This is a genomic window from Mycobacterium sp. HUMS_12744610, assembly GCF_041206865.1.
Classification (GTDB): domain Bacteria; phylum Actinomycetota; class Actinomycetes; order Mycobacteriales; family Mycobacteriaceae; genus Mycobacterium; species Mycobacterium servetii.
The window spans coordinates 4,711,677-4,738,296 of sequence record NZ_JBGEDP010000001.1; the positions used below are offsets into that span (position 1 = coordinate 4,711,677).

The following is a 26,620-nucleotide window of genomic DNA, read 5'->3' on the forward strand; positions in this document are numbered from 1 at the left end:
TCACCGTCGACGTCACCATCGACACATCCATCCGACCAGTCCGCCGGCGGCGACGATAGGGACCGAAGTCCCGGGCTTAGTGGTCTTGCCCGTTAATTCGTCGGGGGTCATGCGGCAGGGGTGTGGTGGTCGAGCCGGGTGAGGTGTTGGTGAAGGTCAGCGCTGGTGTATCGCCAGCGGAATGGTTCGGCGGTGCGGTTGTAGCAATCCTGGAATGTTGCCAGGCGTTGCTCGAGCACGGTGAGGTCGGGGAAGTCGTTGGGGGTGAGTACTTTCCGCTGGACGATGGAGAAGTAGATCTCGACTTGGTTGAGCCAGGAGGCGTGCACGGGGGTGTGGATCATGGTCGCATTCGGGTAGCGGGCGCTGAGCCGGTCGATCGCGGCGATACCGCGGTGTGAGGAGCCGTTATCGACGATGAAGAACACCCGCGTGGCTGATGCGTAGGGCTGGCTGGTCATGACCTGGTCGACCAGTCGGGTGAACGCCTTGATGCCGGTGGAGGTCTCGCAACGGCCGAAGACCCGGGCCTGGTGCACGTCGTAGGCGGCCAGATACGCCAGCGCGCCGCGGCGGTGGTAGTCGTGATTGACCCGCATCGGGCGCCCCGGCCGGGTCGCTACGGTGCGGTGGCACCGGTCGCGGGCCTGGATCGAGGGTTTCTCGTCGGCGGAGATCACGTATTCATCGGCTCCCAGTGGGGTGCCCTGATAGGTGCGGGCGTACAACTCGAGCACAACGGCGGCTTTGGCCTCGAAGTCGGGGTCGCGCACGAAGATCCACGGTCGGTGCTGCCATGGTTTGAGCGCATCGTGGTCCAGCCAGCGGCGCACCGTGGACACCGATGCCGCGATGCCGTCGCGGCGCAGTTGGGCGGCTAGATCCACAGCACTCCATCGCGACAGCGGCAGGTCGTGTTCGGCGGGCAGCTCGCACGCCCAAGCGGTGACCTTGGCCCGGTCGGCCGGGGTGTAGATCGGTGGGCGCCCCGAACGCGGCGCATCGGCCAGGCCCTCGATGCCCTTGCCGGCGAACCGGGCCCGCCACTTACGCGCGGTGTCCACGCAGATGCCCAGTTCCTCGGCGATCGCCGCGTTCGGCGCGCCGTCGGCGGCCAGCAACACGATCATCGCGCGCAGCACCAGTTTTTGTGGTGTGGCCCCGGCGCGCACCCACCCGTTGAGGGTGTCGCGGTCTTGGGCGCTCAGCGTGATCCGGTGCGGGCTGACCATCACCATGCCCGGGCCCCGACCCTGTCGTCACATCCATCACTCATGCCTCAACCGTCACATTTTGGCGGATCACGGGCTGGTCACGACACGCCGATGACCGGCCCGCGCCACGCTGATCGGGCACCATCGAAGCCATGCCGAAACCACCGGAATCAACCAAGAATTCACTGCGCTGGAAGCTGCGCGAACATGCCAGTAACAGGTGGCCGCAGCTGAGCGCGATCACCACCCGATTCCACGGCCAATTCGCCTACGTCGAAGCCGCCCTGCCCGACCAAGCCGTCATGCCCTTGATGCGGCTGCGCTACAACGGCTCGGCCAGCATCTGGGGATTCGCCATCTACCTGGCCAGCAGCGACAAATATGAAGACTCATTCCTGCCCAACGGAACTCCCTCGGGCAGTCCCGAAGAAGCCCTCGACTGCGCCTGTGGCCTCTACCTCGGCGACCCCACCGCATGGCAACAACCCCCGACGAATTAACGGGCAAGACCACTTAGGCGCGCACCCCGATGTAGGCCATGACCCGGTTGAGGATGAGGTTGTATGCGTCGCCGTCCTCGGTGAGACGGGTGAGAGCCTGGCGCCGGAGGAACCCGTCGAGACGCCGGTCCAGCGGCCAGTCGGCGTAGATGTCGTCGGCATAGTCCGAGTGCATGAACTGCCAGGCGAGCGCGTCGACATCGGAGTCCGTCAGCAAGTACAGACCGCTTACCGTAGAAGCCATACGAGTTCCTTTATGTGCAGGGTGGTTTCATCATTGCGGCGGCGACCACCCCGCCCATAGGGCCTGAAGTCACCTGTTGGACCGTCTCAGGCTAGTGGGTCAGGCGGCGTCCGGCACGGGGCGCCGACAAACCGCGACCTCGGCGTGTCCGGTTCGTTGTCAACCGTTTCGCGGCGATGCGCGCGCAGAATTCTTGGCGCAGGGGCTAATTCGGGGCGCCGCCGCGGCCCCCGTCCGCGCGCTCCCGGATGGCGGCCTGCACCGCGGCGTACCGCGACCGCGCCCGCTCGTCGGCGGCCCGCTGCTCTTCGGCCGTGACGACCAGCGCGTCGGGACCCGGGTAGACCGTCGCCTCCTCGCCCGTGGCGAGCCAGCGGACACGGTAGGGCGGCGCCCCGTCCGGCGAGCGCACGGTGGTGATCAACCCGCGCAACTCCGGCTGGCCGACAGTGCCGCGCTTGATGACCAGCCAGTCGCCGACGCGGGCCCTCATCAGCGGCCCGGCCGCTCGGGCCCGACGACGAGCAGCGAGAAATCGCTGTTCCGCAGCGCGGGAGCACCGTCCGGGCCGAGCAGTTGACGCACCTCGGCGGTCCGGGCGGCGCCGACCATGACCAGCTGGACGAACGCGGCATGCTCGGCGAGGTAGTCACGGAAGGGACCGCGCAGCACCGCGGTGTCGACGTGCACGTCGGGGTAGCCGTCCAGGCAGCGCACCAGGTGCGGGTCGAGTATCACGGCCGCGCCGTCGCCGCCCGGGGCGCCACCCGGCGCCGCCTCGGTCACCACCCGCAGCCGGGCGTGCCGGCGCTGGGCCTCGTTGAGCGCGAGCTCGAGAACGTCGACGTCCTCGGGCGATCCGTCCACACAGGCGACGATCCAGCGCCGGTCGGCGGCGGCCGTGCCGTCGCGCTCACCTCTGACGATGGCGACCGAACAGTGGGCGGACTGCGCCACTTCCCTTGCGGTGGAACCCAACCAGCCCTCCGGATGCTGTGCGGCGCCGGTGTCCCCGACGCAGAGCAATCCGGTGGAGCGCGACGCCGCGACGAGTGTGGGCACCGGCTCGCCTTCGAGCACCTCGGTCTCGACTTTCACCGACCTGCCCAGGGCCTCGATGGCGCTGTACGCATCCTGCACGACTTCCTCCGCGGCCGCCAATGCCGCCCTGGCTTCCAGCGGGCCGGCGCCGGGATCCGTCCGGGCGACATAGAGCAGGCGCAGCGGGACGTCGGTCCCGTCCACCTCGTCCACCGCCCACCGCGCCGCGCGAATCGCGGCCTGCGATCCGTCGACACCGACGACCACCGACTTGGGCGGGTATGAGTCGAACATCGTGAAACTCCTCATTGTCAGGGCTTTTGTGGCTTCCGCGCGCCGGCGTTTCAGCTCCGCATTTCCAGCACGTCGCGCAACGGCCGGCGCGGCGTCGGCTCCGGGAGATCTCCGGCGGGCGCGGCGCCGACCCGGATCAACACCTGCGGCACCATCGTCGGGTCGGCGAGGAGCCCCCGCACGATGTCCCGGCCGGCCTGCACCTCGGTGATGTGCGTGACCGTGCACGTCGCCAATCCGGCCATGGTGCACTCCAGCAGCACCGCCGAAAGCGCCTCCCCGGCGGCGAGCCAGTCCGCGCGGGTGTCGCCGTAGCCGGACAGGACCACGATCTTGGCCTCATCCTGGCCGGCCGGCGAATTTCCGGCATTCCCGTCGGCGGGGAAGCGGCGGTTCACGTCGACGTCGCTACCCTGCGCGGCGGAGGGCAACGCGCCCTCGGGTATTCCCTCAGATTCCCGCACCGGCGCTGTCCACCAACGTAATTCGTGGTGGTAGAGGTCGTCGTAGCGGCGCAGGACCTCGGTGAGCCGGGACGCCTCCACCAGGCGGGGCCGCGCCTCGTCGGACAGCACGTCCAGTGTGGCCAGGCCGGGGTCGAACGCGCTGCGCAGCGCGGGCTCGATCGACGCCCAGTCCTTCGGGGCGCCGAACGGGCGCCGGTCGGTCCGGCGACGCGCCATCGCCGCGGCGCGGTCGCGCTGGGCGTCGGTGACGTAGTCGGCCGGGGCGAACCCGATCGAGGCGAGGTGGTCGAGGTTGCTGGGATTGGGGAACCGGTCGACCTCGGTGTGCCAGCCGGCGGCGAGCATCGCGTCGCGGAAGTGATCGAGCACCGCCCCACAGCTGATGATGGACTCGCGGCCCGAGCTGTCGGTCGCGGTCACGATCCGGTGCGGGTCGGCGAACAGGTCGACGACCGCGCCGCCGGCCACCCAGCGCCACGGCTGGCTGTTGTGCAGCGAGGGAGCGCGGCACGCCGACTCCACCGCCCCCTTGACCACCATGGTGTCGACCGTCGTCCCGACCATTCGTCTCCCCTGCCTCTCACGTGTAACTTCGAGCCTCGGCCATACCGGCCGCCGATGCCAGGGTCCTTGGTCCCCGGGGGCGCCATCATTGGGCCGTTGCAAGTGAGTGATCTCTAGTGGTCACGCGACTTGCACCCCGTCTCCGGGTTGTTCGAAAGCCTTGCGGCTGCGTCCCTTCTTCGCTTCACAGCCACCCGCCGGGCGAGGCCCGGTCTTACGGTCGGCTCCACGCTTGACGGCGGCCCCAACTGGGCCGACGACGCTAACCGTTTCCTCGTAGCGTGCGAGGTCGATCGCGGCGTTGTCGTCACGCTGGTGCGACGCCAAGCAAGGGTCGCATAGCCACTGTTGGTCCCAGCCGATGTCGTGCACATGCCCGCAGGCGTGGCAGGTTTTCGACGAACGAACCAGCGATCGGCGACCACCAACTGCGATCCGTACCAGCCCGTCTTATAGGACAGGTGCCGGCGCGGGGTGCCCAGGCCCGCATCGGACAGGCCACGCCGGCGGGCGCGCGCCCCCGGCAGGCCCTTTTGCCGCAGCATTCCCCCCGCGTCCAAACCTTCGACAACGATGCGGCCGTGGGTTTTAGCCAAACGCGTTGTCAGGACATGCAGGTGATGGGTGCGGACATCGTTGACCCGGCGGTGCAGCCGGGACAGTTCGGTGGTGGGCTCACGATATTGTCGCGAACCTTTCACGCAGCGCGACCGGGCACGGCAGACATGCCGCAACTCGCGCAGCGCGGCATCAAGCGGGCGGGGGTTCTCAACCCGCTCGATCACGACACCGTCAGCGTCGGCGACCGTCGCCAGCCAGCGGACCCCGACATCAACACCCACCCGTGAGTCGAGCTGCGCAACCTTGGGTTGCTGGGGGCGTTGGACAAGAACCCGCACGCTGGCATCGATCCGGGTGCCGTTGCGGCGCAGGCTGATTGCCAGCACCCGCGCCCGGCCTTTGGCGATAAGACGCTCGACGCGGCGGGTGCCCTCATGTGTGCGGACAGCGCCGATCACCGGCAGCGTCAGGTGTCGCCGGTCTGGCTCGACCCGCATCGCCCCGGTCGAAAACGACACCCGATCGGCGTCGCGTCCCTTCTTATTGGGCTCTTCTGGGAACTCCGTGGGTCATGGGATGGCCGGATAGAGCTGGAGCCCGCCGAGGTGGAAGTAGATCGCGGTCTTGAAGTGCTCGCGGTTGCGGTAGCCGCGGGCCGAAACCCGGATGGCCTGGATGCGTGAGTTCAGGCCCTCGGCACCGGCGTTGGTGATGCGGTGGGCGAAGTAGGACAACAGCCCCGCCTCGTGGCGCTTCAACGTCTTGGCCGCGTCGATGATCGGCTTGAGACGGCAGTGGGTGGCCCAGAAGTACCAGCGCTTAAAGTGTTTGGCTGCCCAGCCGCGACGCTGGTAGGACCAGAAGTGCCGCAGACTCTCCTTGATCGCCCATGCCCGAGCGGTTTTCAGGTCACCGGAGCGCAGCGTGGCGAAGCGGTCTTGGTGACGGTCGGGCAGGTTCTCCGCCGAATACAGCCACAGGTACTTGCTGCCGGCCAGGCTCTTATCGCCGGCCGCGGCCAGCGCCCGGTTCTCGGCCTTGCGCACGGTGTCCACGGCCTTGGTCAGGTAGCCCATCAGGTGGTAGCGGTCGAAGACGATCTTGTTCTCGGCGTCGCTCAGGTGCGCGCGCACCGAGGCGGCGAACGGCTCCCACATGTCCATTGCCACCGCCTCGATCCCGGCCAGCTGCTCGGGGGTGAACCGGTCGAAGTAGCCGTCCAGGCTGGCCTGGCGGCGTTCGTCGGCGATGTAGTCCACCGTGCCCGCGTCCAGGTCACTGACCACGGTGATGTAGTCCTGTCCCTTCCCGGCCGCCTTCTCATCGACCCCGACGTGGGCCGGCGCCACCAGCGGTTTGGCGGCCAGGCCGCGGGCCACCGCACGGTCCATCAGGTGCCACGCCTCGTCCCAGCTGACCCGCAGCAGCCCGGCCGCGGCCGCCACGTCGCACGCGGCGAGCACGTCGATGGCCAGCCGCTCAAACAACATGGTGAACCGCGAATGCGGCTCGGCCCACGGCAGCCGCACCTGATGCACCCCGTGCTCGGGACAGGCCACCCGCGGCGGGCTGGCATGCAGGAACGTCAGAAACGCACACGAGTCCAGATGCCGCCACGCCCGTTCCTCGCCATGGTCATACACCGACAGCTCGCGCTCGCAGTCCGGGCAGGCGAACCGGGTCCGGCCCGGATGCACGACCCAGACGTCCACCCGACCTTCCTGAGCCGACAGCTCCACCCGTTGCACCTCCCACGGCGCTACCAGTCCCAGCAGATGGCGGTACAACTCGGTGTCGCGCACACAGCACATCCTGCCGCCCTGCGCCCATCACGCCCAGACCAGACCCACAGAAAACCCGGAAGCGCCCATTTTTGGCGGATCACGGGCTGGTCACGACACGCCGATGACCGGCCCGCGTGCCCGCCCGGGAGGTCTGCCAGTTCCAGTAGGCATCAACCGCGCCGTCGATGCCATCGGCGTAGGCTTCTTTCGAGTATTCCGGCCACCACACCTGCCCGGTCTCTGCGTTGACGCAAACCTCGTCCTTGACGGTGTTCCAGCGTTTGCGCAGCACCCGCAGCGACGGCTTCGCGGTCGCGATCCCGGTTACGTGCCACGCTTCAATGTCGGCTTTCAGGGTGGCCACGGTCCAGTTGAACGCCTTGCGTCGGGCGCCAAAATGCCTCGCCAACGCGCGGGCCTGGTCCTCTGTCGGGTCCAGCGTGAACCGAAACGCCTGCACACACCACCCGTCGGGCACCTCGAATCTGGCCATCAGGCCGCCTCCGCGTCATCGGCTGCAGCAGCAGCCACGGCACGGCGAGCACGGTTGGCCGCCGCGCGTTTGCCATAGAGTCGCGCACACATCGAGGTCAGAATCTCTGTCATATCCCGCACCTGGTCATCGTCAACCTCGGCCGAGTCGACCACCACCAGCTCACGGCCCTGAGCGGCGAGTGCGGCTTCGACCAACTCAGAGCCGAACCGGCAGAACCGATCCCGATGCTCCACCACGATTCGCGTCACCGCCGGATCACGTAACAGAGTAAGAAACTTGCGGCGATGCCCGCCCAGCGCAGAACCAACCTCGCTCACCACCTCATCGACGGCGATCTGCTGGGTCGTGGCCCACGCGGTCACCCGCGCCACCTGCCGATCCAGATCAGCTTTCTGATCTGCTGACGACACCCACGCATACACCGCCGTCCGTCCATGCGGGGCCGTCTCGGCTACCGCATCGTTCACCAAGATGAGCCGACCCACTCGCTGCGCCGGGACAGGCAACAACCCGGCGCGAAACCAGCGATACGCGCTCCCCCGCGCCACACCGTTTCGCTCCGCCCACGTCGCCAGATGCATGCTTCTGTTCCTACAACACACCACCGACATTGATCGTGTTCAGCCGGTTCGGGTGAGGATGGTCTTGCTCGTTCGCCGCTGGTGATGACCCTCCCACTGACTGACGTCCTGCTGGATTGTCTTCCAGTTGATTTGTCTCACCAGCGACGTGCGAGCAAGCACCGCCGAGAGCCCGGCGGGGCGGACATGACCTAATCAGGAGCCTGGCCGTTCCTCATCAATGTCTTGTCTGCCCGCCCCACCGGGTTGTCACCTACCGCACGGTTCATTGCAACGGAGAGGACACCACCATCGTGACATCCCCACACTGCTGGGTTGTTATCGGCGCCGACACCCATCTGGACACCATTCATCTCGCCGCTATCACCGACACCGGCCAACTTCTCGGCGACGCCGAATTCCGCACCAGCCCTACCGGCTACCACGCCGCGATCACCTGGGCCCGCAGCTTTGGTGAAGTCGTAAGCGCTGGCGTCGAGGGCACCAGCAGCTACGGCGCAGGGTTCACACAAGCATTGCATGCCAACGATATTCACGTGGTCGAGGTCAACCGACCCGACCGGGCCGCTCGCCGCCGACAAGGAAAGTCCGACCCGCTGGACGCCTACAGTGCGGCCCGTGCGGTGCGGGCCGGCGACGGCCTGGCCGTACCTAAAGATCCCAACACCAATGCACTCAAAGCCCTACTGATCGCCCGCCGCGGCGCCGTGAAAGCCCGCACCGCAGCTATCCAACAGATCAAAGACCTCCTGGTCACCGCGCCCGCCGAGCTACGCGAGCGCTACCGCCGCTACACCACCACACTGACACTGGTGCGGGCCCTGGCCAGGTGCCGGCCCACCACTGGCCAAGATCCGGTCACCATCGCGGTGCTGATGTCCTGCAAAGCCCTGGCACAGCGAGTCGAGTTCCTCGAGCGCCAGAACGACGAACTGACCAACGAGCTCGACACCATGACCACCGCAATCAATCCCGCACTGCGCGCCGCCTACGGCGTCGGCCCCGACACCGCCGCCCAGCTCCTGGTGACCGCAGGCACCAACAGTCACCGACTGCGGTCGGAAGCCTCGTTCGCCAGGCTTGCCGGTGTCGCCCCCGTCCCGGCCTCCTCCGGCAAAACCACCCGACATCGACTCTCCCGCGGCGGAGATCGCGCCGCCAACAACGCCCTTTACCGCATCGCCCTGGTCCGCATGTCCCACGACTCACGGACCCGCGACTACGTCACCCGCCAGACCGCTGCTGGCCGGTCCAAAAAAGAGATCCTGCGGCTGCTCAAACGCGCAATCGCCCGTGAGATGTTCAAACACCTCACCACGCCCTGCCCGATCGACGACTACAGCGACCTACGGCCGACCCGTCAAGCTCAAAACATCACTTTGACCGCCGTCGCTGACCACTTCGGCGTCTGGCCTAACGACATCTCCCGCCTCGAACGCGGCCTCAAACGCGACGACACCCTCGCCGCCAACTACCGCCAATGGCTAAACACCCAGCTCACCCACATGTTTTGCGTCTGACTTCGCGATAGAGATCGGTGTGTCGATCAGACGACATCCGACGGGTTCTCCGAGCTCTCTTGGAGGATCTGATCATGTCCGAAGCAAACTCTGGTGGCGACCGCTCGCACCGTCGCCCGAAGCGGTTCTTGAGCCCGTCGCAGAAGTACGAGATATGGCTGCAGCTGGTACGCCAGGAGGTGACGATCGCCGAGGCCGCCGCCAACCATCAGGTGGATCGCACGACGATCATGCGCATCCGCACGATCGCCAAGGAAGGTGCGCTGGCCGCGCTGGCGGCAGCCAAGCCAGGCGCGGCGGCCCGCCAACGCGACTACGAACTCGATGCCGCCAAGGCCGAGAACGCGCGGCTGTCCGAGGCACTCAAGGAGATGGCCGTGCGGCTGACGTTGGTCGAGGGAAAAGGGCGCTGGGGCTAAGTGGCCGAGTCCCACACCGTGTCGACGTGGCCACCAAGACGGCGCTGTTGGGCTTGCTCGACCAGGCGGTCGATGAAGGTTGGACACTGCGCCAGGCATGCCATGCGTTGGAGCTCGGCGAGCTGCGGGCACATCGCTGGATCGCTCGCCGAGCGATCGGCCAGCTGGTCGACAAGATCCCTGGTGGGTCGCCCATGCATGGGCTGCTCGACGAAGAAGTCAGCGAGATCTTGGCGTTGTTCGACCAGTGGGGCGAGACCGACCGCTCGCACCGCAAGCTTGCTCACCGCGGCTCTTATCTGGGCCGGGTATGGGTGTCACCGTCGAGTGTTCGTCGGGTCCTGTTCTTGGCGGACAAGCACTTTCGACCACTTCCCAAGCCTGGACGTTCTCAACGCAAGCCCTTCCCGGATTGGGTGGACTACAAGCCGAACTCGATCTGGATTTACGATACGACGCACTTCACCAGGGCGGGGATGGCAGTGTTGATCATTCAGGATTTGGTCTCGCGCAAGTGGATCACCGAGGTCGTCTCCGCTGAGGAAACCTCCACCCAGGTCGAGATCGGGTTCACCGACGCGCTCGACATCGAGGGACTCCTGCAGGCCGTTGAGCGACGCGCCGACGGCCTGGTCGATATCGGCATCGACGACCAGGCCCGGCCGATCCTGCTCGCGGTGTCCGATAACGGTCCCCAGATGACGTCGGGCTCGACGCGGGAGTTCATGGCCATGTCTGCGATCGCCCAGCACTTCGGACGCCCCGGAACGCCGACCGATCAAGCCTGGATCGAGAGTTTCAACGGGCACCTCAAGGCCGAGTTCCCGCACCTGCTCGCGATCGAGGACCCCGCCACCCTGCGCGCCGAACTTGCCGTCACCCGCCAATTCTGGAACGGAGTCCGGTTGCACGCCGGCATCGGCTATGTCACGCCCAACGACGAACACGAAGGACGAGGGGAGGCCATCCGCAAAGCACGCCAAGCCGGGCTCGAATCCGCCCGCAACCGCCGACTTGCCTGGCACCGCCAGCAAAGGCACACTCAACCCATACAGGATCCCGACGATGTTGTCTGATCAAACGCGAATGTCTATCGCAAAGTCAGAAACACCTCACACGCCGCTTGACTTTTAACAGAAATAGGAGCATCAACTACCGACCACTCAACCCGCAACAGCTAGAAGCCCCTCACCCGAGAGCCGACGGCGTGCGTCTCCATCGCGTGACGGGTCGCGCGGAAACGATGGGGCCGGCGGAGAGAACCCCGCCATCGAGAACCGGGCCGTTTCACCCGTGACGCGGGGCCGGCCATGGCGACCAGGATCGCTCCCGAAGTCGACCCTGACGGCACCCGCGAGGACGCGCTGTTGCGCATCCGGGTGGACCTCGACTCCATGGCCTGGCGCAACGGCCGGGGCGGCATCCACGGCCGGCTCCGCGTGCACATCCCCACGTGGCATACCCACGTGGGGATACCCCCGAGTCGGACCACGCGTCGCTGCGCACGCCGGCCGACGTGGTCGGAAGCGCGAAAGCCGAACGTGGCGGGGCGTCCAACGGCCCCGCGGGACGGGACCAACGTCCCTAGTCGTCAACGCTGCTGCTTTCTACCCTCGAGGGCAGGCGGGACCGGGCGAGAGGTTGACGTCATGGGCAAGACGCCGGACACCGAGATTCTCCGCGGGGCGGTGCGGTTGGCGTGCCGCGCCCCGTCGGTGCACAACAGCCAGCCGTGGCGATGGGTCGCCGGCAACGGCGTGGTGCACCTGTACCTGGATCGCCGGCGCATGGTGCCGGGCACGGACCGTTCGGGCCGGCAGGCGCTGATCAGCTGCGGCGCCGTGCTCGATCACTTCCGGGTCGCGATGCTGGCCGCGGGTTGGCGCGCGGTCGTCGACCGGTTCCCCATCCCGGGGGACCCCGACCGTTTGGCGTCGATCGAGTTCCGTTCCGTCGACCACGTCGCCAAGTCTCAGCGCGACCACGCCGCGGCGATCCTGCACCGCAGAACCGACCGGCTCCCGCTGGGACAGCCCACCTACTGGAACATCTTCGAACCCAGCCTGCGCGGCGTCATCGCCGACGGCCCCGTGCGGCTCGACGTGCTCTCCGACGACGTGCGTCCGCTGCTGGCCAGGGCGTCACAGCTCAGCGGGTTGCTGCGCCGCGACGATGCCTCCTATCACGCCGAACTCGATTGGTGGACTTCACCGTTCGCGCTGACCGAGGGGGTGCCGCCCAGCGCGCTGGCCTCCGAGAAGGAACACCGCCGGGTCGATGTGGGACGCGAGTTCCCCGCACGCGGCCACGGGGACCGGCGCCCGGAGGTCGGGGCGGACTGGTCGAAGATTCTCGTGGTGTCCTCCGCTGAGGACACCGGAAAGGACGCGTTGCGGTGCGGCGAGGCGTTGTCGACGGTCCTGCTGGAATGCACGCTGGCGTTCCTGGCGACGTGCACGCTGACGCATCTGATCGAGTTGGACGAAAGCCGCGACATCGTGCGCCGCCTGCTCGACGAGCAGGGCCAGCCGCAGCTGCTGATCCGCGCCGGGATTGCACCGCGCATGGAGTTCCCACCGCCTCCCACACCGCGGCGCCCGGTGGACGAGGTACTCGAGATCCGCTGACCCGGCGTGGGCCGCTCTTTTCGGATACGGCCCTTTTTCGGATACGGCCCCAGCGAACCAAACCGCGATACCCGATGCGGGGTGGTTCGTGGGAAACTCGTGCGCGGTAGTTGCTTACGTCGAGGCATTCGGCCACCCGGGCACTGCGTGGCAACGCCGGTCCCCGGCACCGGCCAACCGGGCGAACAACTTTGGTCCCTGCGGCGCGGGACCTTCGGCCGGCGTCCGCGGCGCACCGCGCGGCTAGCATCGGGGACACAGCCGTGTCGACGAAGGGGATGGCCGATGTCAATGATCGATGATGGGGTCAGCATCCTGCCGGAGAGCGAATGCTGGGACCTGATGGCCGGTGTGACGCTGGGGCGGCTGGTAACCAGCGTCGACGGCCAGCCCGAGATCTTCCCGGTCAATTACGTCGTGCAGCGCCGCAGCGTGCTGTTCCGCACCGCCGAAGGCACCAAGCTGGTCAGCACCGTGATCAACAACGACGTGCTTTTCGAGGTCGACGACCACAACGTCGCCGAGGGCTGGAGCGTGATCATCCGGGGCACCGCCCGGTCGCTGCGCACGAACGAGGAGATCGAGGACGCCGAGCGCGCCCAGGTGTTGCCGTGGACGACGTCGGAGAAGTCGCACTATGTGCGGGTCATCCCCCGGCGTGTCACGGGCCGCCGTTTCCGGTTCGGCGGGCCGCCCCGCCAGGACCGCTCCTGAGCCGGCGCGGGCGCGGCAGGAACTCCAGGGACAGCAGCACGATCAGCGCGGAAGGGATGTGGCGCGCGCACAGCACCACGTAGCGCCGCTCCCCCAGCGCATGGAACTTGCACAGGTAGCGGTAGAGGGACTCCAGCCGGATCAGCGGATCCAGCAGATGGATCAGGCGGTAGGCGACGCGCTGCGCCACGGTCGGGCGGGTCGCGTCGAAGATTTCCGGGAACGACGCGAAGGCCAGCGAAAGGCGTTGGGCACCATGGGCTCGCGCGTCGAGGATCATGTCGACGCTGAGCCGCTCGTCGACGCCGTTGGGCGCGTCGGGGCGGCGGTAGGGCACGTCGAGGGACACCTCCGAACCGTGCCCGGCCGTGGCGTACCGGTGGAAGGCCACCACTCGCCCGTCCCGGTCGCGGGCGACGGCGAGCCTGATCCCGGGGAAGCGGCCCTGCAGGGCCCCGTCGAGGTTCATGCAGAAGCCGCGTTCGGTGCGTGCGACGCGGTGCGCCGAATACAACACCTCGGTGAGCTGGGCGGTCAGCGGGCCGTCGAGGTGTTGTTCGTCGACGATCTCGGTGGTGACCCCGCCGTTGCGGGTGCGCTGCACCGCTTGGCGCAGGTTGCGGAATCGCCGGCCCCGCAGGTTGAACCGGCCGACGTCGACGACGACGTCGTGCCCGATCGGCACGGCCAGCACCGGCGCGCTCACCGCCCCGCCGCGCCACAGCTCCAGCCGCCGCTGGCCCGCGGCCAGCACGATGATGCGCCAGCCCCGCTCGCGGCAGCTGCGCACGAAGTCGGCGACCAGGTCGCCGAACCGGTCTTCGTCGCCGATCGGGTCGCCGCTGACCACGGCGAATCCGAGCCGGGCGCGGTAGGCGATGGCCGCGGTCTTCTCGGCGTTGAAGTGATAGCTCTTGCCCGAGTGCATGGCGAAGGGCGCCAACGCATCCCCGTGGGTGGCGTCGACCAGCGTCCAGACCTGCTCGAGCAATTCGGGCTGGGGGCGCACCGTGGTGGGCCACATGAGGGCCGCCCCGGCGCCGGCGACCAGCAGGTTGCCGGGCAGCGCGAACGACAGGAAGTGCGCGCACAGCCCGCCGGCCACCGCGCCGGCCGCCGCCCAGGCATGCCCGGTGGTGACCGGCCGGCCCAGGAAGATGCCCCGCGCGATCAGCGCGACCGCGCCGAGCAACGCCAACGACCACCCGAACCGGCCGGGGCTGACCCGGCCGTCGCCGAGGTAGTGGCGCGCGGCCAGCACCGTCGTCCAGCCGAGCACGCACGCCAGCAGCACCACGCTGCCGATGCGGGCCGCCGGGACGTCGGCGCTGACCAGCACCCGTTCCCGGCCGCGCACCGAAGCGGGGCGCCCGCCGTCCCGCCTGACCTTCATGCCGTGTTCGCTCCCCGGGTAGCCGGTGCCCGCGCACCAGAGGGTTCACGCTAATTGGCGCCCGGGCCCGTCCGCGAGAGCCGTTCGTCCTCAGGTCGGCACGTCGTGTTCGGCGACCAAGGTCCTTCCGTCGTGGGACTTCGGTCCCTCGCCCCCGGGCCCGCGCGCGTGCTGCGATGTCGGGATATGAACGCGCAGCGCGGGGGTGGAGGACCGAGCGTGGGCATCGCACTGTCGACGAGCTTGGCAACCGGATTCGACGACGCGGTGGCCCGCACCCGAAAAGCGCTGGCAGATCAGGGTTTCGGCGTGCTGACCGAGATCGACGTCGCCGCGACCGTCAAGGCCAAGCTCGACGTGGACATGGAGGACTACCTGATCCTCGGCGCGTGCAACCCGGTGCTGGCCCATCGGGCGATCGGCCTGGAACGGGAGATCGGGCTGCTGCTGCCCTGCAACGTGGTGGTCCGCGCCGACCCGGACGCCCCGGGGATCGTCATCATCGAGGGCATGAACCCGGCCGTGTTGGTCCAGGTCACCGGCAACAAGGAGCTGGTGGCCGTCGCCGACGAGGTCACCGCGAAGCTGGGCGCCGCGATCGGTTCGCTGTCGGGCGGCTGACCTCGTTCACGACCTGCTCGACCACGCGTGGCACGGCCGCCGCGACCCGGGGAGTCAGGCCGGGCCCGTGCCCGACGTCGGCGGCGTCGACGGTGAACACCACCACCGCGCCGGGCACCCGTCCGAGCGCCCGGCCCAGCGCATGGGCCCCCGCGACGTCGAGGCCGTGCGAACTCAGGCCCGCCCCGGTGTCCAGGTCGCCCAGCGCGCAGCGGCGGACGCGGCCCGGCACCGCCGGGGTGGTGACGACGGCGTCGATCACCACCGCCAGGTCCCGGCCCGACCACGCCTCGATCAGATCCATCGGGTCCGAGATCGCCGCGCGGACCTCGACGCCGGGCAACGCGAGCCGCTCGAACGCCGCCGCGGCGGCGACGCCCACGCCGTCGTCGCGCCGGTAGGCGTTGCCCAGGCCGAGCACGACGACGCCGGCGCTCACCGCCCGTCCACCGTCAGGGTCAAAAAGTGCGCCGAACACGAGATGCAGGGATCGTGGCTGCGGATCACCCGTTCGCACAGGGTGGTCAGCGCGGCGTCGTCGAGCGCGAGGTTGCCGGCCACGACGCCGGCCAGGTCGGCTTCGATCGCGGCCTGGTTCTGCGAGGTGGGCGGGACGATCGTCGCGGCGGCGACCAGTCCGTCGTCGTCGATCCGGTAGCGGTGATACAGCAGGCCCCGGGGCGCCTCGCTCACGCCGTGCCCGACGCCGGGGCGGGCGGCCACCTCGACGAACGGGCGCGCCGGGCGCTGGTAGTCGCCGATGATGCGCAACGCCTCCTCGATCGCGTACACCACCTCCACCGCTCGGACCACGATGCTGCGGAACGGGTTTCGGCATTCGCCCGAGAGACCGGCGCGGGCGGCGGCCTGCGCGGCGATCGGCGACAACGCCGCGGAGTTCAGCGCGAACCGCGCCAGCGGACCGGTCAGGTACCGGCCGCCGTCCAGCGTCGCGTGCAGGGCCGTGGAGTGGGGCACCTGGGATTCGACGACGTGGTCGCCGAAGTCGGCGATCGGGAACGCCGGGCCGGCGCTGCGCGCGATGGCGCCGTTCTCGATCGCGTAGCTGCCGGGGTCCGACAGCGCCAGGAACTCGTGGTCGAACTCCAGGTCGGGGAAGTCGAACCCGGACACCCACTCGACCGTGGCCAGCGCCTCGTCGAGCGCGCGGCGCAGCATTTCTTCCAGCGGTGTGAACTCCGCGCGGGTGGGCACCGAGTAGAACCCGCCGAGGCGCACGTTGACCGGATGGATCGCGCGCCCGCCGACGAACTCCATCAACCGGTTTCCGGCCTTCTTCAGCGACAGCCCCCGCTCGACGGCGCCCGGGTGGTCGCGCGCCATGCCGATGATGTCGGAGTGGCCCAGGAAATCCGGTGCGTGCAGCAGGTACACGTGCAGGACGTGGCTGTGGATCCATTCGCCGCAGTACAGCAGGCGCCGCAGCGCGACGATCTCGGGTTCGATCTCGGCACCGCAGGCGTCCTCGATCACGTTGCAGGCGCTGACCTGGTAGGCCACCGGGCAGATCCCGCACACGCGCGCGGTCAGGTCCGGCGGTTCGGTGTAGGCGCGGCCGCGCAGGAACGCCTCGAAGAACCTCGGCGGTTCGTAGATGTTGAGTTCGACGCTTTCCAGCGCGCCGTCGCGCAACGAGATGTGAAGCGCGCCTTCACCTTCCACGCGGGTCAGCGTGCTGACGCTGAGCGTGCGCTTGGCGGGCGTCACTGCTTGCCCCGCTCGGCCGCGAAGGCGGTGACGTTGAAGGTCGAGAACACCCGGTCGACGTCGCCGTCGGACATGCCGTCGCGGCGCAGCAGCGGGATCAGGGTCGCGGTCCTGGGTGCGGCCGACGGGCCGAAGCAGCCGAAGCAGCCCCGGTTGTGCCGGGGGCACAGCGCCCCGCAGCCGGCGTGGGTGACCGGGCCCAGGCACGGGGTGCCTTGCGCGACAACCAGACACGTCACGCCGCGTTGCTTGCACTCGGTGCACACCGTCTTGGCCGGCAGGCTGGGTTTGCGCCCGATCAGCAGCGCCGCGAGCGTGTCGAGCAGCTGGCCGCGGTCGATCGGGCAGCCATGCAGCTGGTAGTCGACCTTGACGTGCGCCGAGGCCGGGGTGGAGGTCGCCAGGGTGTCGATGTATTCCGGCTTGGCGTAGACGACCGAGGCGAATTCGGCGACGTCGGCGAAGTTGCGCAGCGCCTGCACTCCCCCCGCCGTCGCGCACGCGCCGATGGTGACGAGCACCCGGGACTGGTCGCGGATCTCGCGGATGCGTCGTTCGTCGTGAGCGGTGGTGATCGACCCCTCGACCAGCGACACGTCGTAGGGTCCGCCGACCATCGCGCTGGACGCCTCGGCGAAGGTGGCGATCCGCACCTGGTCGGCGAGGGTGAGCAGCTCGTCCTCGCAGTCGAGCAGGGTCAGCTGGCAGCCGTCGCAGGAGGCGAACTTCCATACGGCCAGCGTGGGCGGGCTCATCTACAGCTCCTTCACGGTCAGCAACGGGCCCGCGACGTCGTAGCCGACGACGGGTCCGTCGCGGCACAGCAGCAGCGGGCCGAGCTGGCAGTGGCCGCACCAGCCGACGCCGCACTGCATGTTGCGCTCCAGGGAGACCCGAATGTTTTGGGCGGCAATGCCTTTGTCCAGCAGCGCCTGGGCGCCGAAGCGCAGCATGGGCTCGGGCCCGCACAGGAACGCGGTGGTGCGTCCGGCGTCCAGCGTCAGCCGGCGCAGCGGCTCGGTGACCAGCCCGACCTCTCCGCGCCAGCCCTGCACCGGGACGTCCACGGTGACGTGCAGTTCGATCTGCGGGTCCTGCGCCCACTGCTCGAGCTGGGCGGCGAACACGAAGTCGGCGCGCGAGCGGGCACCGACGATGAGGGTGAGCTTGCCGTAGCGCGACCGCTGGGCCAGCGCGCCCAGCACCGCGGGGCGCAGTGGGCACAGGCCGACACCGCCGGCGACCATGACCAGGTCGCGGCCGGCGGCCTCGTCGAGTCCCCAGGTGGTGCCGAACGGGCCGCGCACACCGACGATCGCGCCCGGTTGGGAGTCGTGCAGCGCGCGGCTGACCGCGCCGACCGCGCGGATCGTGTGCGTGATCGAGCCGTCGGTGACTCCTGGGTCGCCGCTGATCGAGATCGCCGCCTCCCCCACCCCGAACGCGTAGAGCATCATGAACTCCCCGGGCAGCGGCGTCCGCAGCGGTTCGCCGAGCGGTTCCAGGCACAGCGTCGCCGAGTCGGGGCTCTCCACGACGCGGCTGCGCACCCGGTAGGGGTTGGGCGCCATCGGCCGTTCAGTCATCGCGGGCCATCTTGTTCATCTCTTCGGTGATGTCGATGCCGGTGGGGCACCAGGCGATGCACCGCCCGCAGCCGACGCAGCCCGACATGCCGAACTGGTCGTGCCAGGTGCCCAGCTTGTGGGTCAGCCAGTGGCGGTAGCGCGACGCGCCGGACTGGCGCACGCTGCCGCCGCCGTGGACGTAGGTGAAGTCGAACTCGAAGCAGGACGCCCAGTGCCGCCACCGCTCGGCGTGCTCGCCGGTGAGGTCGCTGACGTCCTCGGTGCTGGTGCAAAAGCACGTCGGGCACACCATCGTGCAGTTGCCGCACGTCAGGCAGCGGCTCGCCACCTCCTCCCACTGCGGCGACTCGCGGGAGGCCACCAGTAGCTCCCGCAGATCGGCCTCGGGCATCCGGCGACCCATCTTGCGGCTGGCGTCCTCGACATCGGCGCGCGCGCGGTCGATTTCGCCGCTGGCGGCGGGCCGGTGCGGTACCGCGGCGAGCACGTCGGCGCCGTCGGGGCTGCCGACGTCGACCAGGTACGTCGCGGCGCCGCCGCCGGGGCGTTCGGTGAGCGCCAGGTCGTAGCCGGGCCCGGCGGCCGGGCCGGTGCCCATCGAGGCGCAGAAGCACAGCCCCCCGGGTTCGGTGCAGTTCACCGCCACCACGAAGATCCGGCGCCGGCGGCCGAGGTAGGCGTCGTCGGGATACTCCGGGCGGCCCAGCACCCGATCGAGGGTGGCGATCGCGGCCAGGTCGCACCCGCGGACCCCGAGGAACGCGTAGCGCGGGGCCTCCTCGCCGTCCGCCGCGGCGGAGCTGTCCCGCGTGCCGGCCCACAGCCGCTGCCGCGGGGGGTGCAGGAACTGCTTCCACGACTGCGGGCCCGCGGAGTGCCCGAACGCCGCGTCGTCGTCACGCCGGCGCAGCCGGTAATGCCCCGGGGCCACGTCGACGCCCCAGCCGCGCGGCAGGTCCGCGGCCGACTCCAGCTCGGCCAGCACGATCGCGTTGTCCCGCAACGTCGGACCGATGACGCGATAGCCGCGGCCGATCAGGACCTCGACGAGGCGATGCAATGCCGCCGCGTCGAACACCGCGGCCCCGGGACCTTCGCCGTACCCGCTCACCGGCCCATCATCCGCCCTCAATCCCGTTCCGCGCCATCCAAAGCAGGCAGAAAACGGGCGTTTTCACGGTCGGTTCGTCCGGCCGCCGTCTTGCACCAGCGTTCTGAGTTCGCGCTCCCACCGGGCTTCGCGGACCCGGTCGAGCTCGTAGACGACGGCGGCCAGCAACAGGCCCAGCACCGCACTCGCGCACAGCAGCGTCAGCACAACCGTGCCGGCCGCCGCGCCCACGGCGTGCCAGGCCGGGGTCGGCGGGGCCGTCAGGTTGCCGGCCCCGTCCGCCCAGATATCGACGCCCTCACCGGGTTTGACCGGATCGTCCAGCCGCAGCGTGCCGCTGCGCTGCTCCCCGCCGGCCGCCGGCCACCGAATCTGCGCGACCGTCGCACCCAGTTCCCCGGGGTGGGCGTCGGTGACCTGAGCCCGGACGGGGTGGCGCTCGCGGGCCTGCTGGGCGTACGACCGGTCGCGTGCGCCGTAGGTCGCGGCTCCCACCACGCCGGCGACGGGCACCGCGACGAGCGCCGCGACGAGCGCGACCAGCACCACCAGCGCCTCGATCCGGTCTGCGGGGCGCAGCAACGGGTTGCGCCCGAAGACGCGGGCGATCAGCCACCGGCGCGGGTCCCAGGTGAACGTCTCCATCGCGCGGCCTATTCGACGACGTTCTTCTCGGGTCCGAAAGCCCAGTCGACGAACTCGGAGAGCTCGCGGCGCGGGGTGGCCGGCAACGGGTCGGCGTTGATCGGCGGCCAGCCGACCCGCAGCAGCATCTGCGGGTAGACGCTGCCGCCGAAGATGTCGTCGCGGACCTCCGCACGGGTGACCGGGGTTTCCAGCGGTTCGGTGACCGGGCAGCTGGCCAGCCCCAGCGACGTCGCGGTGAGCAGCACCGCGCTGGTCGCTTCGCCGGCGCGCAGCTGGGACACCCGGTCGTCGGCGCGGGTACCCAGCGCGAGCACGACGGCGTTGTCGTCGGCCGCCGAGGCGCCCGGCGTCATCGGCAGCGACGGGCCGGCGAAGAGCCGGCCGGGGATCTTCGACGCCGGGTCGGGCGCCGGCGTGTTGCGGGCCGGCACTCCGGCCACCGAGGCGTAGCGCCCGCTCCAGGTGGTCAGCTCGGCCATGTAATCGCGGTTCAGGTGATCGGCCACCGATTGCGCGACGATCTCGTGCAGCTTCTCGACATCCTCGACCTGGCAGAGCGTGACCCCGTTGCGGGCCGCCCGCGCGGCCATCAGCGCGATGTCGGCCACCGGCACCGGCCAGGAGCTGTAGTGGCGCCGGTCGGTGCGCCGGCGCGGTATCGCCGCGGCGAGCGCGATGTCGACGGCGTCGGCGGGATGGGCCGACAGCTGGATGGCGGCGAGGTGGCTGGGGTCGGCCGGATTCGGCAGCCGGGTGACCTTGGGACGCCAGCCGACGGCCGCGAAGGCAACCATGCAATGATGCAGCGCGGCACCGCAACTCAGGATCAGGTCACGGCCATCGGGGTCGGTGTTGGGCAGTTGCCGGTTCTCGTCGGCGTAGAGGTGCAGGCTCGCCTCGTCGACGCGCCAGCCCCACGGTTGCGTGTTGTGCACCGAGGGCGCTCGGGAGGCCAGTGTCAGAACGGTCCGGATCGTGCCGGCATCCGGAAAATGCGCGCTCATCGCGGTTGTCCCTTCGGGGTCGAACATATGGTCTTCATGATCACGGGATTCCGCCGGCGGCGCGAGAGCACGACGGCTCTAACCGGAGGGACTTTGGGCCAATCCGGGGGGCCAATCCGGGCGTATTACGCCGCGCGCACGACCTCGACGGACAATTGGTCGCCGACCGCGCGGGCGAGCGCCCAGTTACCGGCGCACGCCGCGCCGGCCAGGTCGTCGACCAGTGGGCTGTGCGCGCCGAGCTCCGCCAGCCACGCCGACACCATCGGCGCTATCCCCTCGGCGGGCAACCGCACGGTGCGTTCGCCGTGCAGGCGGTCGGGGACCCGGTACATCGCCGGCGCGAGGTGCCGGGGCTGACGCCCTGATGCCAAGTGCTGGGCCACTTTCCGGACGTGACCGACGTAGAAGGACGGATGGACCGACGCCGGTGACCTCATCGCCGCCTCCCCGGTCGAACCCAGGGGTCGAAGCGACCACCGTCGCGACGGCCCGCCTGTATGGCCGTGCGTCGTTCCTGCCGACGTGCGGCGGTCCCGCCCGCCTGCGTCCTTGGTCACATAGGCACGGGAGGCGCGGCCGGTGTCGCCGCGGCCGGCGCCTGCCCGCGGGCGGCCAGCGCCGCGGCGACGGTGGCGGCGGCGATCGTGAGCAGCGCGCCGAGCATCAGGGCCGACGCCTCCCCCGCCACCAGCAGGTGCTCCTGGGTGCCGATCGTGGCCGCGGCCACCGGCACGCCGAGTTGCGCGGCCGAGAGCACCCCCAGCGTCAGCGGCTGGCCGAGCAACCTCCCCACGCCGTGGGCCAGCACGGCACCCAGGCCCAGGCAGATGCCGAGCAGAATGAACCGCGGCTGCGAGCCCAGCTCGCGAACCTGCAACGAGGCGCCCAGCCAGACGAAGAACAGCGGGCTGAAGAATCCCTCGGTGATGCCGAAGAGCTGGCGCGCCAACCGATGTGGTTCCCCGACGACCGCGATCACCAGGCCCAGGGCGAAGCCGGCCAGCAGGATCGACACGTGGGTGTGCACGGCGAGTGCGGCCAGCGCGAACAACACGACGAGGTTGGTCCGCAGTTCCAGCGCGAACCGGCGCTTCTCGGAATAGACGTGCACGCGCCGGCGCCATCCCCTGCGGTCGATGGCGCGCAACGCCACGAACAGGACGACGGCGCCGCCGGTGACCGCCAGCGCGCCCCCCGCCGCCTCCGGCAACCGCCGGATGTCGATCACCAAGGGCAGCAATACGATACACGCGGTGTCGGCGAGGGCGACCTGCGCGGTCACGGCCAGCACCCCCGGCCCGCGCAACCGCAACGAATCGATCACCGGCAGCGCCAGCGCCGCCGACGACGAGGCCATCAGGACCGCGTAGAGCGCCGCGTGGTCGATGCCGAACTCGGCCGCCAGCCCGACCGAGACGGCCACCGCGACCGCGCCCGCCGCGACCGCCCGGCCGAACGCCGCCGGCAGCATCGAGCGCAGCTCGCCGCCGCGGACGCGGACGTGGGTGCCCACCACGAACATGACCAACGCAAAGCCGATGTTGGCGAACAGCGCAAACGTCGGGTAGGTGGCGTCGACGAGCCCGAAACCGGTTCGGCCGATCACGATCCCGGCGGCCAGCTCGCCGACGACCACCGGGATCCGCAGCCGCGGCAGCGAGGCCAGCACCGGGCCGGCGAAACCGACCGCGCACAGCAACGCCAGGGTGCCGAAGTCGAACCCCGGCACGTCAGTGGTCCCTCGGTTCGACGGCCAGGTTCCCGGTCAGCACGGGTGTCATTGTGCATCCGTTGGGCGCCGCGGCGCCGCCCGAAACGCGGCGGGCGGGTGACCGCGTCGCCGGTCAGTCGTCGTCCGTCCGCGACTCGATGCCCGACAGCTGGGCGGCCAGGTCGTGGTGGCCGACCGCGGCCATGGCCCGGCGCAGGCCGCTGAGCGCACGCTGCAGCTCCGGTGTGTAGCTGTGATTGGCGGCGCTGGGCAGCACCCCGTCGCAGCTGCTCGACCGCGAACCCCCGGTGACGTGCCGAGAGCCTCGGAAGGGCGGTCGCGAAGACGTCGAGGATGGCGGCGCACCTCTGGTACTGGTGGTTGGAGCTGCTCGCCACGATGGCGCCGCTGCAGACAGTCCTACGCAAAGGTCACAGCCATGCGATGCGAATCCAGTGCTATGACGTCCGCGACCCCACCGCACCCGACACGTTCGTACCGAAGGTGTGGTGCCCCCGCAATTTCCCGGTCTTCGATCACGGCGACCTGATCGGCGTCCTCCACCACGCGAAAGAAATCTCTCCGGCAGCGCGCAACTTCTTGCCGAGGCGGCGAATTGAATCGCCCTGGGAAATGTGGAGGCTCCAGACCTTGGAAACGAGGATGGAGTCATGCCGAAAGAACAGGTGCCTGGAAAGCCGACGTCGCGTCGGTATAGCCCGGAGGAGGAAGCCGCTGCGGTGCGGATGGTCCGTGCGTTGCGCGCCGAATTGGGCACCGAGCACGGGATAGTGCACCGGGTGGCCCGCCAACTGGGCTACGGCGTGAGCCTCCGGGATTTCCAGGGCGATTCATATTGACACTTCCTCGCATCTCGTCGGCCCAGCAGTCCACCCACAAGCTTGATAGGCTGTGCTGCGTCCAGCGGGCTACCCGCTGAATGACCAATCGCCATACGCAGCGATCCTCTTTCACTACGCTGCACCCATGTTGTTCGCCGTCGCAGTTGTGTCACCTCCGAGCAATCCGACCATCGGCGGAGGATTTCGAGAGGTTGCGGAGGCGGTGCACCATGCTCTTTTGGCGCTTGGTCATGAGTCGGTGCTGACTGATCGTCTGGACCTCGACGAGCGTCGCACCATCGTGTTCGGCGCAAACCACCTCCTGCAGTACGGCTTGGAGCTGCCCAAGAACCCCATCTTCTACAACCTCGAGCAATTGGGCGACGACTCGCCGTGGATGATGGCGCCGGAATTCGTCGACCTTTTCCGGCGCTACCCGATTTGGGATTACAGTCAAGCCAACATCGAATACCTCGCTGGCCTGGGACTGCCCCGACCCACCTACGTTCCGATCGGATACGTCCCCGAGTTGACCCGGATCGCCCCAGCCCCTGAGGACATCGACGTCCTTTTCTATGGCTTGCTCAGTAAGCGCCGTTACGCCGTGCTCCGGGACCTGCACGACCGAGGCTTTCGGGTCAAATGGCTAACGGGCGTCCTCGGCGCGAGCCGCGATGCCTGGATCGCGCGCTCGAAGATTGTCCTTAACCTTCACTACTGGGACGCGAAGATCTTCGAAATCGCCCGTGTGTCCTACCTGCTGGCCAATCGGCGCGCGGTGGTCTCCGAGCGGGGTGCCGATCCGACCTTGGAGCGTGACCTGGAGTCCGGCGTCGCGTTCGCCGACTACGACGACCTGGTCGATCGCTGTGTGGAACTCCTCTCGGACGAGCGCGCGCGACGCAACCTCGCCGAGCGGGGCTACCAGGTTTTCTCCGCTCGCGACCAGATCGCGATCGTGGACCGCACGCTGTCGGCAAGCCTGGACGGTGTCACCCACCGGACCGCTGCGCAAGCCACCCCGTGCACCGACGTGCGCACCAAATGCAAAGGCCACAGCGCGGATCATCAGTTCCCCAACCGCAACCTGATCCAACATAAGTCCGAACAGGAACGCGATCAGTTGCTAGCCAAAGTCAAACGCGATCCCGAGGACGCGCAGTCGGTGTTATTCCTGGCCGAGACCTGCTTCCAACTGGGCGATTTCGTCGACGCGCGCAAATGGTATGCGCGGCGGGTCGACATGGGTGGCTGCGACGAGGAGACCTACTACGCGATGTACCAGCTCGCCGAGTCGATGCGGCAACTGCGTGAAGCGGGGCCGAACGTTGAGGATGCCTACCTGCGCGCCTGGACTTTTCGACCCACCCGCGCCGAGCCACTGCTCCGCATCGCCGCTGGGTACCGCCAATTGCAGCGCTACCGCCTCGGTTATCTGTTTGCCCAGCGTGCCGCCGAAATCCCCTTACCCGAAGAGGACCTGCTTCTCCCCACAGAAATCGCACAGGTTTACGCGTGGCGCGCCACTGATGAGCTCGCGGTGTGCGCTTCCTGGATCGGTCGGCACGCCGAGGCGTTCACACTGTGCCGGCGGCTGGTGGCCCGCTCCGATCTGCCCGAGCCGGATCGGCAACGGATTGCGGCCAACCGCGATTTTTCGGTACCGGCCATGATCGAGGCGGCCGCACCGTACCCCGAAGCCCTGGCGGCGTCCCTGGCCGCCGCTCCCGCTCACGGCGAGGTCACCGTCAGCCTGATCGCCGGACCGGACCGCCAAACCACCGAGCAAACCCTCGACTCGTTTCTGAATTGCTGCCTGGATGTGTCGCGGGTCGGGCGCTTCCTGGTACTCGATGCCGGCCTGTCCGCGCCCGACCGCGCGAAACTGCGGAGACGTTACGGGTTTCTCACCTTCGCCCGTCGCCGATCCAGCGCCAAGCCCGCACCCCAGCTGGCGCAGCTGCGCGAACAGATCCACGGACGGTTCTGGCTGCACCTGGGTGCGGGCTGGCGGTTTTTTGCCCCCGAGAACTACATCACCCGCCTGACCGCGGTCCTCGACGCCGAACCACAGGTGTTTCAAGTCGGCATCAACTTCGCCGACGCCGTAACGCTGACCGGCGCTTGCGCCGCCGAACACGCGGTGCGCCGGGCACCCGATGCCGGCCGCTACCTGCTCACCGAGGCGATGGCCACTGGCCCAGCGATGTTCGACACCACACGCCTGGATCAAGCCCGCTGTGCCCAACCCAGCGGCTCCGATACAAACCCCCAACTCGGCCGACCGGCAACCCGCGCCGCGCCGCGCACCGCCAGCCTCGACGAAGTGCACTGCATCTCAGGCCTGCACCTATATACACAACTGCCCCAAATCTAAACCGGCTTGACCCGCCCGGCGACTTTCGGACACCGCCTTGACTATTGTTGAGGCCGAGCCGAATTGGAGTCGCAAGTATGGGACGTCGCCGGTTCTCTGCCGGGTTCAAAGCCAGCATTGCACTGGAGGTTATCGAGCATTCCCGCGCGATCGCTGATATTGCACGCGAAAACAACGTTTCGAAACAGTCCGTCTCACGATAGGTCCGCCAGAATAAGCAGGAACATCCCGAGATTGGTGATACTAAGGAGTTCGTAAGTAAGTCGAGACGCGCCGGGGAAAGCCTTTGCTGGCGAACGATATTCGTCGAGAATAGGTGATGTGCGCGATAGCGATGGCCGCAAGCTTGATCACGAGACGCTCGAAGCGCTGCGGAAGCGAGCAGTGGAGCAGGTCGAGGCGGGTGAACACCCCGAAAAGCTGGCCGTGACAATGGGGTTCCACAAGAACACGGTCTATGGATGGCTGGCCAAGGTACGCGACGGCGGCAAGGACGCGTTGGTGGCCAAGCCGGTTTCGGGTCGCCCACCCAAACTTTGGTCGTAGCAGGTCTCGCGGCTCTATGAG

Annotated in this window: 28 protein-coding genes and 3 pseudogenes; 11 read left to right on the top strand and 20 right to left on the bottom strand. The window is 68.8% G+C overall.

The window, feature by feature from the left end; genetic code table 11:
* Positions 1 to 107: 107 nt before the first annotated feature.
* A complete protein-coding gene (locus AB8998_RS22925) occupies positions 108 to 1,238 on the bottom strand; it encodes an IS630 family transposase (protein ID WP_369739917.1) in 1,131 nt (376 codons plus the stop codon).
* A 128-nt stretch (positions 1,239 to 1,366) separates the two neighbouring features.
* Between AB8998_RS22925 and AB8998_RS22930 the strand changes: the two genes are divergently transcribed.
* Complete coding sequence (locus AB8998_RS22930; RefSeq protein WP_369736315.1) at positions 1,367 to 1,714, top strand: hypothetical protein; 348 nt, start codon at positions 1,367 to 1,369, stop codon at positions 1,712 to 1,714.
* A 13-nt stretch (positions 1,715 to 1,727) separates the two neighbouring features.
* Here the strand turns inward: AB8998_RS22930 and AB8998_RS22935 are convergent, their stop codons facing one another.
* The 8 genes and pseudogenes from AB8998_RS22935 to AB8998_RS22970 form a co-directional block, all read right to left on the bottom strand.
* Positions 1,728 to 1,958 (bottom strand): hypothetical protein, encoded by a 231-nt coding sequence (locus tag AB8998_RS22935; RefSeq protein ID WP_369739919.1) that lies wholly within the window; start codon positions 1,956 to 1,958, stop codon positions 1,728 to 1,730.
* Between the two features lie 205 nt (positions 1,959 to 2,163).
* Positions 2,164 to 2,451: a DUF1918 domain-containing protein gene (locus tag AB8998_RS22940; RefSeq protein ID WP_369739921.1), complete on the bottom strand. Its 288-nt coding sequence runs from the start codon at positions 2,449 to 2,451 to the stop codon at positions 2,164 to 2,166.
* Positions 2,451 to 3,293, bottom strand: coding sequence for a universal stress protein (locus AB8998_RS22945; RefSeq protein ID WP_369739922.1), 843 nt, complete (start codon positions 3,291 to 3,293; stop codon positions 2,451 to 2,453). Before AB8998_RS22945 ends, AB8998_RS22940 begins: the two co-directional genes overlap by 1 nt.
* Before the next feature lie 50 nt (positions 3,294 to 3,343).
* Positions 3,344 to 4,324: an Acg family FMN-binding oxidoreductase gene (locus AB8998_RS22950; RefSeq protein ID WP_369739924.1), complete on the bottom strand. Its 981-nt coding sequence runs from the start codon at positions 4,322 to 4,324 to the stop codon at positions 3,344 to 3,346.
* Positions 4,325 to 4,444: 120 nt separating this feature from the next.
* Positions 4,445 to 5,427 (bottom strand): annotated as a pseudogene (gene tnpB / locus AB8998_RS22955) (IS607 family element RNA-guided endonuclease TnpB); the annotation flags it as partial.
* 27 nt (positions 5,428 to 5,454) lie between these two features.
* The gene (locus AB8998_RS22960) at positions 5,455 to 6,687 is read right to left on the bottom strand and encodes an ISL3 family transposase (RefSeq protein WP_369736917.1); all 1,233 of its coding nucleotides are present in this window, start codon (positions 6,685 to 6,687) and stop codon (positions 5,455 to 5,457) included.
* A gap of 100 nt (positions 6,688 to 6,787) precedes the next feature.
* A pseudogene (locus AB8998_RS22965) lies at positions 6,788 to 7,162 on the bottom strand (helix-turn-helix domain-containing protein); the annotation flags it as partial.
* Positions 7,162 to 7,746, bottom strand: coding sequence for an IS607 family transposase (locus AB8998_RS22970; protein WP_369739926.1), 585 nt, complete (start codon positions 7,744 to 7,746; stop codon positions 7,162 to 7,164). The pseudogene AB8998_RS22965 and the gene AB8998_RS22970, both read right to left, overlap by 1 nt.
* A gap of 293 nt (positions 7,747 to 8,039) precedes the next feature.
* Here AB8998_RS22970 and AB8998_RS22975 point away from each other — a divergent pair, with 293 nt between their 5' ends.
* From AB8998_RS22975 to AB8998_RS22995, 5 genes are all read left to right on the top strand, one after another.
* Entirely contained in the window at positions 8,040 to 9,266 is a 1,227-nt protein-coding gene (locus tag AB8998_RS22975; protein ID WP_369739927.1) for an IS110 family RNA-guided transposase, read from the top strand.
* 74 nt (positions 9,267 to 9,340) lie between these two features.
* A complete protein-coding gene (locus AB8998_RS22980; RefSeq protein WP_369738284.1) occupies positions 9,341 to 9,685 on the top strand; it encodes a helix-turn-helix domain-containing protein in 345 nt (114 codons plus the stop codon).
* Between the two features lie 26 nt (positions 9,686 to 9,711).
* Positions 9,712 to 10,761 (top strand): transposase, encoded by a 1,050-nt coding sequence (locus tag AB8998_RS22985; protein ID WP_369738131.1) that lies wholly within the window; start codon positions 9,712 to 9,714, stop codon positions 10,759 to 10,761.
* A 573-nt stretch (positions 10,762 to 11,334) separates the two neighbouring features.
* Entirely contained in the window at positions 11,335 to 12,312 is a 978-nt protein-coding gene (locus AB8998_RS22990) for an Acg family FMN-binding oxidoreductase (RefSeq protein WP_369739929.1), read from the top strand.
* Positions 12,313 to 12,597: 285 nt separating this feature from the next.
* On the top strand, positions 12,598 to 13,026 hold the full coding sequence (locus AB8998_RS22995; RefSeq protein WP_369739930.1) for a pyridoxamine 5'-phosphate oxidase family protein: 429 nt from the start codon (positions 12,598 to 12,600) through the stop codon (positions 13,024 to 13,026).
* Here AB8998_RS22995 and AB8998_RS23000 read toward each other — a convergent pair.
* Positions 12,974 to 14,419 carry a bifunctional lysylphosphatidylglycerol flippase/synthetase MprF gene (locus tag AB8998_RS23000; protein ID WP_369739932.1) on the bottom strand — a complete coding sequence of 482 codons (1,446 nt, stop codon included), beginning with the start codon at positions 14,417 to 14,419 and terminating at the stop codon, positions 12,974 to 12,976. The genes AB8998_RS22995 and AB8998_RS23000 overlap by 53 nt on opposite strands.
* Positions 14,420 to 14,638: 219 nt before the next feature.
* Between AB8998_RS23000 and AB8998_RS23005 the strand changes: the two genes are divergently transcribed.
* The gene (locus AB8998_RS23005; protein WP_369739933.1) at positions 14,639 to 15,040 is read left to right on the top strand and encodes a DUF302 domain-containing protein; all 402 of its coding nucleotides are present in this window, start codon (positions 14,639 to 14,641) and stop codon (positions 15,038 to 15,040) included.
* Here AB8998_RS23005 and AB8998_RS23010 read toward each other — a convergent pair.
* From AB8998_RS23010 to AB8998_RS23055, 10 genes are all read right to left on the bottom strand, one after another.
* On the bottom strand, positions 14,994 to 15,479 hold the full coding sequence (locus AB8998_RS23010; protein WP_369739934.1) for a hydrogenase maturation protease: 486 nt from the start codon (positions 15,477 to 15,479) through the stop codon (positions 14,994 to 14,996). The two genes, AB8998_RS23005 and AB8998_RS23010, sit on opposite strands and share 47 nt — an antisense overlap.
* Positions 15,476 to 16,768, bottom strand: a complete 1,293-nt coding sequence (locus AB8998_RS23015; RefSeq protein ID WP_369739936.1) for a Ni/Fe hydrogenase subunit alpha — start codon at positions 16,766 to 16,768, stop codon at positions 15,476 to 15,478. Before AB8998_RS23015 ends, AB8998_RS23010 begins: the two co-directional genes overlap by 4 nt.
* Positions 16,765 to 17,523 carry an NADH-quinone oxidoreductase subunit B family protein gene (locus AB8998_RS23020; RefSeq protein WP_369739938.1) on the bottom strand — a complete coding sequence of 253 codons (759 nt, stop codon included), beginning with the start codon at positions 17,521 to 17,523 and terminating at the stop codon, positions 16,765 to 16,767. The genes AB8998_RS23015 and AB8998_RS23020 overlap by 4 nt, the downstream gene beginning before the upstream one ends.
* Complete coding sequence (locus AB8998_RS23025) at positions 17,524 to 18,354, bottom strand: FAD/NAD(P)-binding protein (protein ID WP_369739940.1); 831 nt, start codon at positions 18,352 to 18,354, stop codon at positions 17,524 to 17,526.
* Positions 18,347 to 19,468, bottom strand: coding sequence for a 4Fe-4S dicluster domain-containing protein (locus AB8998_RS23030; RefSeq protein ID WP_369739942.1), 1,122 nt, complete (start codon positions 19,466 to 19,468; stop codon positions 18,347 to 18,349). Before AB8998_RS23030 ends, AB8998_RS23025 begins: the two co-directional genes overlap by 8 nt.
* 63 nt (positions 19,469 to 19,531) lie before the next feature.
* The gene (locus tag AB8998_RS23035; RefSeq protein ID WP_369739943.1) at positions 19,532 to 20,113 is read right to left on the bottom strand and encodes an Rv1733c family protein; all 582 of its coding nucleotides are present in this window, start codon (positions 20,111 to 20,113) and stop codon (positions 19,532 to 19,534) included.
* A gap of 8 nt (positions 20,114 to 20,121) precedes the next feature.
* Positions 20,122 to 21,120: an Acg family FMN-binding oxidoreductase gene (locus tag AB8998_RS23040; RefSeq protein ID WP_369739945.1), complete on the bottom strand. Its 999-nt coding sequence runs from the start codon at positions 21,118 to 21,120 to the stop codon at positions 20,122 to 20,124.
* A gap of 125 nt (positions 21,121 to 21,245) precedes the next feature.
* A complete protein-coding gene (locus AB8998_RS23045; RefSeq protein WP_369739947.1) occupies positions 21,246 to 21,560 on the bottom strand; it encodes a hypothetical protein in 315 nt (104 codons plus the stop codon).
* A gap of 116 nt (positions 21,561 to 21,676) precedes the next feature.
* Positions 21,677 to 22,852, bottom strand: coding sequence for a cation:proton antiporter (locus AB8998_RS23050; RefSeq protein ID WP_369739948.1), 1,176 nt, complete (start codon positions 22,850 to 22,852; stop codon positions 21,677 to 21,679).
* 115 nt (positions 22,853 to 22,967) lie between these two features.
* A complete protein-coding gene (locus tag AB8998_RS23055; RefSeq protein WP_369739949.1) occupies positions 22,968 to 23,111 on the bottom strand; it encodes a hypothetical protein in 144 nt (47 codons plus the stop codon).
* 394 nt (positions 23,112 to 23,505) lie between these two features.
* On the opposite strand from AB8998_RS23055, the pseudogene AB8998_RS23060 reads away from it, so the two are divergent.
* The 4 genes and pseudogenes from AB8998_RS23060 to AB8998_RS23075 all read left to right on the top strand — a co-directional run.
* A pseudogene (locus AB8998_RS23060) lies at positions 23,506 to 23,661 on the top strand (IS3 family transposase); the annotation flags it as partial.
* Positions 23,662 to 23,935: 274 nt separating this feature from the next.
* Positions 23,936 to 26,053 carry a hypothetical protein gene (locus AB8998_RS23065; protein WP_369739950.1) on the top strand — a complete coding sequence of 706 codons (2,118 nt, stop codon included), beginning with the start codon at positions 23,936 to 23,938 and terminating at the stop codon, positions 26,051 to 26,053.
* 77 nt (positions 26,054 to 26,130) lie between these two features.
* Entirely contained in the window at positions 26,131 to 26,256 is a 126-nt protein-coding gene (locus AB8998_RS23070) for a transposase (RefSeq protein WP_369739951.1), read from the top strand.
* 118 nt (positions 26,257 to 26,374) lie between these two features.
* Positions 26,375 to 26,599 carry a helix-turn-helix domain-containing protein gene (locus AB8998_RS23075; RefSeq protein ID WP_369739953.1) on the top strand — a complete coding sequence of 75 codons (225 nt, stop codon included), beginning with the start codon at positions 26,375 to 26,377 and terminating at the stop codon, positions 26,597 to 26,599.
* Positions 26,600 to 26,620: the final 21 nt, after the last annotated feature.